The sequence below is a fragment of the uncultured Streptococcus sp. genome (genome assembly GCF_963516515.1).
In the GTDB taxonomy this organism is placed as follows: domain Bacteria; phylum Bacillota; class Bacilli; order Lactobacillales; family Streptococcaceae; genus Streptococcus.
The window spans coordinates 1-9,432 of record NZ_CAUQCJ010000053.1; the positions used below are offsets into that span (position 1 = coordinate 1).

8 protein-coding genes and 1 pseudogene are annotated in these 9,432 nt (G+C 37.8%); 1 reads left to right on the top strand and 8 read right to left on the bottom strand.

What is annotated here, in order from left to right:
• From RYL77_RS08445 to leuS, 8 genes and pseudogenes are all read right to left on the bottom strand, one after another.
• Window positions 1-324, bottom strand: a pseudogene (locus tag RYL77_RS08445) (GNAT family N-acetyltransferase); the annotation flags it as partial.
• A 94-nt stretch (window positions 325-418) separates the two neighbouring features.
• Window positions 419-838, bottom strand: a complete 420-nt coding sequence (locus RYL77_RS08450; protein ID WP_315010954.1) for a DUF3021 domain-containing protein — start codon at window positions 836-838, stop codon at window positions 419-421.
• Between the two features lie 9 nt (window positions 839-847).
• Entirely contained in the window at window positions 848-1,303 is a 456-nt protein-coding gene (locus tag RYL77_RS08455; RefSeq protein WP_315010955.1) for a LytTR family DNA-binding domain-containing protein, read from the bottom strand.
• An 18-nt stretch (window positions 1,304-1,321) separates the two neighbouring features.
• Window positions 1,322-2,164, bottom strand: a complete 843-nt coding sequence (locus tag RYL77_RS08460) for an ABC transporter permease (RefSeq protein ID WP_315010956.1) — start codon at window positions 2,162-2,164, stop codon at window positions 1,322-1,324.
• Window positions 2,164-3,030: an ABC transporter ATP-binding protein gene (locus RYL77_RS08465; RefSeq protein WP_315010957.1), complete on the bottom strand. Its 867-nt coding sequence runs from the start codon at window positions 3,028-3,030 to the stop codon at window positions 2,164-2,166. The genes RYL77_RS08460 and RYL77_RS08465 overlap by 1 nt, the downstream gene beginning before the upstream one ends.
• Before the next feature lie 591 nt (window positions 3,031-3,621).
• Window positions 3,622-4,854: an acyl-CoA thioesterase/BAAT N-terminal domain-containing protein gene (locus RYL77_RS08470; protein ID WP_315010958.1), complete on the bottom strand. Its 1,233-nt coding sequence runs from the start codon at window positions 4,852-4,854 to the stop codon at window positions 3,622-3,624.
• Between the two features lie 56 nt (window positions 4,855-4,910).
• Window positions 4,911-5,366, bottom strand: coding sequence for a MarR family winged helix-turn-helix transcriptional regulator (locus RYL77_RS08475; RefSeq protein ID WP_125415555.1), 456 nt, complete (start codon window positions 5,364-5,366; stop codon window positions 4,911-4,913).
• A 177-nt stretch (window positions 5,367-5,543) separates the two neighbouring features.
• A complete protein-coding gene (gene leuS, locus RYL77_RS08480; RefSeq protein ID WP_315010959.1) occupies window positions 5,544-8,045 on the bottom strand; it encodes a leucine--tRNA ligase in 2,502 nt (833 codons plus the stop codon).
• A gap of 318 nt (window positions 8,046-8,363) precedes the next feature.
• Here leuS and RYL77_RS08485 point away from each other — a divergent pair, with 318 nt between their 5' ends.
• Window positions 8,364-9,404: an ABC transporter substrate-binding protein gene (locus RYL77_RS08485; RefSeq protein WP_042901711.1), complete on the top strand. Its 1,041-nt coding sequence runs from the start codon at window positions 8,364-8,366 to the stop codon at window positions 9,402-9,404.
• The last annotated feature ends 28 nt before the right edge of the window (window positions 9,405-9,432 follow it).

Consider the following 9,432-nt stretch of genomic DNA (forward strand, 5'->3'; position numbering starts at 1 on the left):
GCGCATGAGAGAAAAAGTTCCCAAAGCCTTACCAGTTGCCTTGTCTATGATTGCATAGTAAAAACGGTCCTTACGAGCCAACATCTGATTTAAAAGAGTAACCAGTTCCTCTCTGTCTTCCACTGGTTCCTGAAAGAGGTAGGTCCACATCTCCCGAGGCGTATCAGGGCCATAAACAGCTAGCAAATCCTCCGCATGCTTTTCCACCGAAAGAGCCTCTATTCGAGCATAACGCCCTTCTAAGAAATCAATAGAAGGCAGTGCACCGGGTGTATAACCTTCCATTGACTCACCAATCATCTGACCATATTCGTTTACTGGCATTTTTCTTCTCCTTGTTTTACGCTGAAAATACTATATCACAAATTGTTCTCTTTGGAAACTAGCACTGTCCTCAAACTTCATACTCAACACTATATTAGTGACCCGTTTTCTGTCTTTTATCCTCTAAGGCTTGATTAATTCGTTGGGTGAGTTTGTGAGTTTGCCAGATTTGATACAACCATATCAATCCATAAATTAACAAGAAACAGAACCAAAGCAAGGGACTCCACAAGGCTGAACCCCAGCCAAAAAATAGAGAGGTCAATACTAAGACAGTAGCTGTCACTAATAAATGAATTCCTACACGTATACTAAAAGAAAGAAACTCTAGCTTTTCAAGGATTAAAGTCAATACCCCCATAATTCCACCCATTAAAAAAAGAGCTAGAATATTTTTTACCATTGGGACAGGATAGGTAATGCTTGGATAGCACTGAGCTAATAACATCATACTCAAATAAAAGAAGGAAGCCGTGCGCATTCCCGATACAAAATAATCAATTAATCGTTTCATGATTTTCTCCTATAAACCTAGATAATTCATTAAGGACTTAACGTATTTCCGACTCACACTAGATTTGATGCCCCGAGTCATTTTAGCCATCATGTTCCCTGAAAAACTATCTGATAACGATTCTAAGTGGTCAATGTTTATAATTGAATGGCGTGATATCTGTATAAAGTTACGCCGATTAATCCGATTCTGAAAGTTTATCAATGTTTCCTTAGTTTTATAAATCCCATCTACCGTATAAATGGTTAATAAATTCTTGTCAATATCAGCTAGAATAAGATCCTCAATCTTCACCATGACCAGATGATCATCTGTTCGAATAGGAATGGCCACCTGATTAATTGTTGAAAATTGTTCTAAATACTCCATGACTTCCCTTGCTTGGTCAGTTAATTGAGCTGCCTGAATTACAATATGTGGGTCCTTTTCTGAAAACTCTGCCTTCATTTCAAAACGAATCTTCATTTTCTCTCCAATATACCTTTATTTTCTCTTGCTAAACACTTTAACAAATAAAAGCCAAAGAAGAATAGCGATGAGACTGATAATAACCACTATAAAGTATGTCTCTTCCTTTGTCAATAGTTCTTGCCAGTTGATTTGGATTCCCATTTTTTCTTGAAATTCCTTTAACAAGATGCTATTTCCTGTAAATGTGGTCTCTAATGGTTCCTTCATTAAAATTTGTCGATAAAGAGAAGCAATATAAGTTGCAGGGGTACCCTTCATGATAATCTGTGCAAAATCAGGTAAAACTCCAATAGGGACATAAGTTCCTACTAAAAATCCAGAAGCAGTTCCCACTATAGTTGCCAGTTTGCCAAGACTATCTACAGATTGAAAACGATAAATCAAGAGAATATTTATCAAACTTGAAAGCAGGCTACTTAACAACATAATCAAAGCAATTTCCGGTAAATGACTAATAACTGGACTTTCTTTAAAATAAAGCCCCATCACAACAAACATAAACACCTGCATGACAAAAGAGATGGCAATACTACTGATTAGATAGGACACCTGTAAACCCCAGATACCTAAATCTGTCAAGAAGAGATCTTGATCCACTTGATTTTCACGATCCTGTACCATTTGTGTAAGAGCCGTAAAACTGGTTGTAATCCCAGTCACAGCCAAGGTCCCACCCATCAGCCAGTTATTTAAAAGGTTTGTATTATCAGGGAGTTGAGACCAAGCGTCCGTCAAATTCTTCTGCAAAAAAATGATATAAAGGAGGAAGGAAATCAATGCCCCCAATAACGAGAAAAATACTCCCGAACGATTACGAAAATATAAGATAAAATTCCGTTTCAATAAAGCTAGCATTAACGAACCTCTCTTCCTGTAAGTGCAATAAAGGCATCATCCATAGTACCCGGACGAAACTCAAAAGAATCAATTTCTTCTCGAACTTTTGCCAAATATTCAATGGCTTCCTGTGACGTCCTTGGATAAAAAAGATATTCCAACTCATTTTCTTCCTTTACTGTCATTCCAGTCTGTAGCAACTTTTCTAAATCCTTCATTTCTTTAAAACGAATTTTTAGGATATTAGATGCATACTGACTTTTAATAGCCGTCGCAGAACCTTGCGCAATCACTTTCCCATGATCAACGATATAAATCTGATCCGCTTCATCCGCTTCATCCAGATAATGAGTCGTTAAGATAATAGTCATCCCTTCATCCTTTTGTAGTCGAGACAGTAAATCCCAAATAACTTTTCGAGTCTGAATATCTAGACCTGTCGTTGGTTCATCTAAGAAAAGAATATCTGGCTGTGAAAGAAGAGCACGCGCAATATCAACCCTACGTTTTTGCCCACCTGACAAAGTCCCATATAGTTGCTTCTGGAAAGCAGTCAAACCCAGTTGATGGATCAAATCATCCACACGACTTGCTACAATCTCCTTATACTGTTGAGCACGAATCGTAAGATTTTCCCTAACCGTCAACATCTCATCCAGTACACTAGCTTGAAAAACAACTCCGATTTTCGTATTTGGCGCATATCGAATCTGACCTTGTGTCGGCTTTTTCAAACCGATTAACATGGAAATGGTGGTTGATTTCCCTGCACCATTGGGACCCAAAATAGCATTAAAACTCCCTTTTTCAAACTCTAACTGAATATCATCAACAGCCATATGATTGCCGTACCATTTGGTCAAATGTTTAGCTTGTAAAATCATATTTCTTCCCTCCTTTTATCTCACTAGTTTAGCAAAAAGAATGACAGAAAAATCGACTTTTGAGATAAGTGGTTAAAATGAGAGGTTAAGTGGTGAGATGATTAGGGTTAAGTTAAAGTAGAGAAGGCTACAGCCATTTTTCTCCTACCGAATTGCTAAATGAAGCTTAAAAACACTTACAAGAACACATTATATTTTTAAATATGCGCTATAAAAGAGATGTTTTACCGCATCTGGCCGAAAAATTAAAGAATCGGTAGTATTATTCTCGCCAAATCAAACAATAAAAAATTAACTAGAAATCATGACACACAATCCCTTATAGCCAAATTTTTGACACCAAGTTGATTTATTAGGAAATAATAGATGAAAAGAATTTTCAATACAAGCAAAAAACAGCTCTTTTTATCCGAGAAGAGCTGTTCTATTTTATGAAAGAGAAAGTCACTAGTAACTCTTGTACTTCTCTCTATTTTTTACTGTTTGAGTTCAAATTTCTCTTGTTTTAGTGTTTGCTTTTGTATAGTTGACTACCAATCAGAACTGTGTTTTTATCTTAGTTCGGGCTATTATAGTACGGTTCAGCACTATCTACAAATTTTTCAGATGTGTATCAAAAAAATTTATCGTAGCAAACCAAGAGTCTACACTTTCTTTCATTAATAAGCGCCAATCTTTTCGATAACGATGATTCGGTTGATAAGCAACCGTCAACATATGCCCTGTTTCATGGTATTTTTTAAACAAAATAGATTCCCCTTTATAATGTGAAATAATACCATCTATCGCAGATGACGCATTCCATATTTCATCAACATCGCTTCCTAGTAATAATAAAGGAGAGTCAATTTTACTCACATCAATCTGAGCCCTACTATCTTCAGGAATATGTTTTCCAAAAAACTTGTTTAACAAATAATTTCCTAACTGAAATTTTTGATACGGAAGTTCTTTTTGCAAATATGTCCAAGAAGATGAATGAGAGTTGAGTTTTCCCTTTATTCCCTCAAATATTACATTTGAGGGGGAATTGAGTACCAAACATTGCACATCTTCCAAAATACTTTGTCCAGCCAGAACTAGCTCTGCTCCTTTAGAGCGACCATATATTCCTATTTTTGTATTATCAACTTGAGGATGATGATATAGAAAATCTTTCGCCTCCTCCAGACATTCTATTGGAATTCGTTCTAAATTTTGAGGTAATCCCTCTAAACCAAAATAAGCTATCGCAAGACAAATATAGCCTCTTGAAGATAAAAGTTGGGCAATATTCTGAGCTTTTTCAATTCTTCCCTCACTACCGCTAACAATAATCACGGCTGGCGCCCTTCTTAACTTTTCATCATAAAATAATCGACCTTGAAAATGCTTATCATAAATATCTTGATATCTTACTCCCAGATTCATATAACGCCTTACAAAACTTTGCTCCGCGACCATATCTTTCCCCAGCCTGATTTTAATTTCAACACCAAAACAATCTCGTAATGGAATTCTATCAAGAGAACTAGGTAATCTCCTTTTCCTATTCTTTAACGGCTTCGCATTAAAGAATAAGCCCATTTCTGAAACTCCTTTATAAGATCCCGAAATAGATGCTGTCTGAGAGGTATCAATCATACCGTCCTGATCAGATAAAAAAATGGCAGTTGATTTCCATATAACATCATGATCTAAAAGCAAGGGAGCATTTATACAGTAATAATCAGACAGGTACATTTCTACACAATACATTGCCCTTGGTTCTAAACCATTAATAGCAATATAAAAAGATTCATCCGCTAAATCTGTTTGTGAAATCAGTTCTATGTTTACAGTCATATCTTCCCCTTTTTGTTAATTCACTTAACAATTATATTTAAAATTTACCGCGACTTTTACCACGGTAATTCTCCCCACACCTTTTCAATATCATCCATCAATTTCACAACTGTTTTAAGTTCCACCTCGCTATAGTTGTTTAAAACTGAAAAGATTGATTTTTCAATATATTCTTGTTGCTCCTTATGGATTTTAAAAATTTCGATGCCTTTTTCAGATAATCTCAAATATTTATTTTTCCCATTATTCGGATCAAAATCAAAAACAACTAAATTTTTTTGAATCAATCTCCTAACACTTTGAGTTATTGCACTTCTTGAAACTTCTAATAATTCAGATAATTTTACTAGATTTAAGGGCTGATTTTTCCCAATCACAACAATCAAATGTACCTCATTCAACGTAATGGATTTGTCAACACCACTTTTATGTTGATTTTTTTTTAACTGGTCAAACGCTAAAATAAATCTATTGAAACGATTATTAAATGCAATAAATTCTTTTTTATCCATAATCTCTCTTTCTTTTGTTAACCATGTTAACAAAATAGAAACTTCCTGTCAAATAAAAAATCCTCCAGATTCTACTCTGAAGGATTCCTATCTTATTTCACAACAATATTAACCAATTTAGTTGGCTTCAATAGTCCAGTGGACTATTGAAGGTGGCAGATAGAGCTAATAAACTCGTTATTTAACGACGATATTAACGAGTTTGTTAGGTACACTAATCACTTTCACGATTTCCTTACCATCAATTTCTGCTTTGACTTTTTCATCCGCTAGAGCAATTTCTTGCAATTCTTCGCGTGATAGGTCTTTGGCTACCATGAGTTTAGCACGAACTTTTCCTTTGATTTGGACAACGATTTCGATTTCGTCTTCAACTAATTTGCTTTCATCCCAAGTTGGCCAAGCTACATAAGAGATAGATTCTCCTGTTGCTGCAAGAGTTTGCCAGAGCTCTTCTGCCAAGTGAGGTGCAAATGGTGCAATCAATTGGATAAATCCTTTGGCATAGTCCACATAGAGTTCGTCTTCCTTGTTAGCCGCATTAACAAAGACCATAAGTTGGGCAATGGCTGTGTTGAATTTCAATGATTCGATTTGCTCTGTGACAGCTTTGACTGTTTCGTTGTAAACCTTGTCAAGAGCGCCATTGTTTTCCGCAAGGATTTCTTTACTTGTAATCAAACGGTAAACACGGTCAAGGAATTTACGGCTTCCTTCCAGACCTTCTTCTGACCAAGCAATCGAAGCATCAAGTGGTCCCATAAACATTTCATAAACACGAAGGGTATCGGCACCGTATTGTTCTACCACATCGTCTGGGTTAACAACGTTCTTGAGGGACTTAGACATCTTGGCTGGCGCTTGTTCCAATTCTTCTCCTGTTTCCACATGGAAGAAAGAACCGTCACGTTTTTCAACCTTGTCGGTTGCCACAAGAGCTCCACGGTGGTCACGGTAGCTTGTTCCCAAAATCATCCCTTGGTTAAAGAGTTTTTGGAATGGTTCCTTAGTTGGAACAACACCGAGGTCATAGAGGAATTTATGCCAGAAACGAGCGTAGAGCAAGTGAAGTACAGCATGCTCTGCACCACCCACGTAGATATCTACTGGCAACCATTGTTTGAGAAGATCCTCATCAGCCAATTTCTCAGTATTGTGTGGGTCAATATAGCGGAGGTAGTACCAGCTTGAACCAGCCCACTGTGGCATAGTGTTGGTTTCACGACGACCTTTAACACCATCTTCACGAGTCACTTCAAGCCAGTCTGTCAAGTTAGCTAGTGGACTTTCACCAGTACCTGAAGGGCGGATATCCTTGGTTACAGGCAAGACAAGTGGCAATTCACTTTCAGGAACAGCTGTTGAAGTTCCATCTTCCCAATGAATGATTGGAATTGGCTCACCCCAGTAACGTTGACGGCTAAAGAGCCAGTCGCGGAGACGGTAGGTAACCTTCTCCTGACCACAGCCTTTTTCTTCCAACCAAGTCACAATCTTAGCAATTGCATCTTCTTTATTGAATCCATCTAGGAAGTCTGAATTAACGTGAAGGCCATCTTCTGTGTAGGCAGCTTCTTCAACGTTTCCACCTTCAAGTACTTCTACGATTGGAAGGTCAAATTGTTTGGCAAATTCCCAGTCACGTTGGTCGTGGGCAGGAACAGCCATTACCGCACCTGTACCATAGCTAGCAAGAACGTAATCCGCAATCCAGATTGGGATTTCCTTACCATTGACAGGATTGATGGCATAAGCACCAGTCCAAACACCAGTTTTTTCTTTGGCAAGGTCTGTACGAGCCAAGTCAGACTTAAGGCTAGCTTGGTGTTTATAGTTTGCTACTGCCTCTGCTTGTTCTGGACTGACGATAGCATCTACCAAATCATGTTCAGGGGCCAAAACAGTGAAAGTCGCACCGAAAAGGGTATCAGGACGAGTGGTAAAGACTGTGAATTCCTTGTCTGTTCCCTTAACTTTAAAAGTTACATTAGCACCAGTTGATTTCCCAATCCAGTTGCGTTGCATGTCCTTGATAGACTCTGGCCAATCAAGTTCATCTAAGTCATTGAGCAAGCGCTCTGCGTAGGCCGTGATTTTGAGCATCCATTGGCGCATTGGTTTGCGGACAACTGGATAGCCTCCACGCTCAGAAGTTCCGTCAGGAAGAACCTCTTCGTTGGCGATGGCTGTTCCCAATTCCTCAACCCAGTTTACTGGCACTTCCGCTTCATAGGCCAAGCCTTTTTCGTAAAGCTTAGTGAAAATCCATTGAGTCCACTTATAGTAATTTGGATCTGTTGTATTGACTTCACGATCCCAGTCATAAGAAAATCCAAGTGCATTGATTTGGCGTTTGAAGTTAGCAATGTTCTCAGCTGTAAATTCTGCTGGGTCATTCCCCGTATCCATAGCATATTGCTCTGCAGGCAAACCAAAAGCATCCCAACCCATTGGGTGAAGGACATTGTAGCCTTGCGCACGTTTGTAACGGCTGAGGATATCGGTTGCAGTATAGCCTTCTGGGTGTCCTACGTGCAGACCCGCTCCAGACGGATAAGGGAACATATCGAGAGCATAAAACTTCGGTTTTGATGCATCTGTTCCTGTCTTAAATGTATGATGTTCTGCCCAGTAGCCCTGCCACTTAGGCTCAATTTCTTTATGATTGTAAAAACTCATGGTCTCTCTCCAATTTTGTGATGTTACTATTATACCATTTTTGAGGGAATTTGAAAGATGAGAAATGTTCTTTTGGACTTGGATAACAAGAAAAATCAATAGCAAATCCAACTTATTTAGCAGTATAAAAAATTAGCTAACACTTGAAATTAACTTATATCAATTATTTGTCTCTGCCATCTTTTTCCCCTAGCGTCTTTGACTCCTATTTCCCGTTTTAGATTTCTTTAAGGTTTTTATTATATCCTATAGAACTCTGCAAATTATAAATGTTAATCAAATCGCAGAGTGAAAATGTTCGTAAAAAAGGAGATTCTTATGAAAAAACTACTATTCTTTCTCTCTTGTGGATGGATATTTCTTACGTTATCTGGATGTTCTTCAACAACAGATTCGGAAACTAACACTGAGACAGATTCGGATAATGCTTTGGTTATCTACTCGCCTAACCCTGAAGACCTTATCGAAGAGACAATCCCTGCCTTCGAAGAAAAATATGGTATTAAGGTTGATTTAGTACAAGCCAGTACGGGTGAATTGTTCAAAAAAGCTGAGGCCGAAAAAGAATCCCCAGTAGCCGATGTCATTTTCGGAGGCTCCTACGCCCTCTTCTCTTCTAACGAAAAACTTTTTGAACCTTATATTTCTCAAGAGAACGACCAGATAATCCCTGAATATCAAAATAAAACAGGATTCTACACCCCTTATACACTGGATGTCAGTGTTATCATTGCCAATTCAGCTCTTACAAAAGATATTAAAATTGAAGGCTACAATGATCTACTCAATCCTAAATTAAAAGGAAAAATTGCTACTGCTGATCCAAGTAATGCTTCTAGTGCCTTTGCACAACTAACAAACATGCTTGTAGACCAAGGTGGATACGAAAATGAACAAGCTTGGACCTATGTGAAAAATCTATTTACCCTAGTAGATGGAAAAATTGCATCTAGCTCTTCAAATGTTTACAAAGCTGTCGCCGATGGAGAAATGGCTGTAGGACTCACCTATGAAGATCCTGCCTTAAAACTCTTAAACGACGGAGTTGATGTAAAAGTTATTTATCCAAAAGAAGGAACCGTCTTTTTACCTGGTAACGCGGCTATCGTCAAAAATGCCAAACACATGGAAAACGCTAAGAAATTTATCGATTTCATCCTTTCTCAAGAAATCCAAGATAAGCTAGGAACTGAAACTACAATCAGACCCATTCGTAAAAATGCTAAAACCAATAAAAATATGAAGGCTATGACAGAAATCAAGATTGCCACCGAAGATTCAGATTATGTCATTAAAAATAAATCCACTATTCTTAAAAAGTACAATGACATTTTTACAGATATCCAATCTAAACAGTAAAAGAGGTTCACTATGAGTGAGATCAAAA